Source organism: Rhodococcus sp. TAF43 (assembly GCF_052113525.1).
Classification (GTDB): domain Bacteria; phylum Actinomycetota; class Actinomycetes; order Mycobacteriales; family Mycobacteriaceae; genus Prescottella.
In genome coordinates, this window is the sequence record NZ_JBFRDL010000119.1 from 1 (window position 1) to 1,429 (window position 1,429).

Genomic DNA, 1,429 nt, shown 5'->3' on the forward strand with positions numbered 1-1,429 from the left:
CCCCCGGAAGTTGGACTGGCCAAGTGAGATCGTAACGGGGCTATGCGGCAAGGGCCTGAGCCCGGTATTCAACCGGGCTCAGGCCCTTCAGCGTTGAGTGGCTTCGTTCGGTGTTGAACCATGCGATGTAGTCATCGATCGCGACGGTGAGAGTGTCGACAGTGAGGAACGTGGTGTTGCAGTAGAGCTCGTCCTTCAAATGCCCGAAGAAGCTCTCCATGACCGCGTTGTCGAGGCAGTTGCCCTTGCGCGACATCGACTGGATCGCACGCCCCTTCAGCAGTCGCCGCCAGGAAACATGCTGATACTGGAATCCTTGATCGGAGTGGACAATCGGCTTCTGCCCTCGGTGCCTGGTCTTCAACGCCCGGCGCAGCGACGTGTTCGTCAACGCGAGATTCGGGGAAGTTCCGTGCGCGTGACCGATGATCTGCCGATCGAACAGATCCATCACCGTCGAGAGGTAGACCTTCTGCTCGCCGACACGAAACTCCGTCACGTCGGTGACCCACTTCTGGTTCGTCCCCGTGGTCGTGAAGTCGCGCCTCAACAAGTTCGGGGCGATCTTGCCGGGCTCGCCCTTGAACGAGACATAGCGTTTGCGACGGATCGCGCAACGCAGCCCGAGTGTGTTCATCAGCTTCAGGACGGTCTTCTTCGACAGAACCCAGTCCTCGCGGCGCAGCCGCTGGTGGATGCGGCGATGCCCGTAGCGGCCGCCGTGCCGGTCGAAGATCTGCCGGATCGCGGTCTTGAGCTCCGCGTGCTTGTCCGGCTCGGACAGCCTGGCTTGGTGGTAGAAGAACGTCGACCGCGCAAGACCGGCGATCTTCAGCAACGTGGTGAGGGAATGGACGGCCTTGAGGGCAACGACGGCATTCACCTTGTCCGTCGTTTCTCCTCCATCAAGGCCCGCAATTTTCCCAGGTACGCGTTCTCCGCCCGGAGATACTCGACCTCACGGCGAAGACGGTCCAGCTCCGTCTCCTCGCCCGTGACCGTGCTCTTGGCTGGTCGCCCCTTCGGCTTCGGCCGCAACGCATCTTCGCCGTGAGCGCGATACTCCCGAACCCACCTACGCAGCAGGACAGGCGAAGACAACCCGCCTTCCTCCGCCAGCTCCGCGAGTGTCTCGCCCGCGAGGAACCGCTGCACAAGGTCCAGTTTCAGTTCGAACGGATACACAGCAGGCGTTGCCCTCTTCGACACCAGCACTCCTCTGCCTCGGACCCGCCACCGCTGGTGCAACCTACGAATCGGATCGCGGGGCACCTCCAACGACGTCGCTACGGCCCTCGAAGCCGCACCTTTCTCGAACAACACTACTGCTGCGATGCGCTGCTCTTGCGTCAGCGAACTTCGTCTATCCAAAACACTGACCCCCGGGAGTCTGAACTGATTTCTCAGTCCAACTCCCGGGGGTCAGTTC

2 protein-coding genes are annotated in these 1,429 nt (G+C 61.7%); both read right to left on the bottom strand.

The genetic code is table 11. From position 1 onward, the window contains the following. Positions 1–40 precede the first annotated feature (40 nt). Positions 41–883, bottom strand: a complete 843-nt coding sequence (locus AB4Z09_RS29055) for an IS3 family transposase (protein ID WP_254622520.1) — start codon at positions 881–883, stop codon at positions 41–43. Beyond that, positions 880–1,209 (bottom strand): helix-turn-helix domain-containing protein, encoded by a 330-nt coding sequence (locus AB4Z09_RS29060; RefSeq protein WP_254622519.1) that lies wholly within the window; start codon positions 1,207–1,209, stop codon positions 880–882. Before AB4Z09_RS29060 ends, AB4Z09_RS29055 begins: the two co-directional genes overlap by 4 nt. Positions 1,210–1,429: the final 220 nt, after the last annotated feature.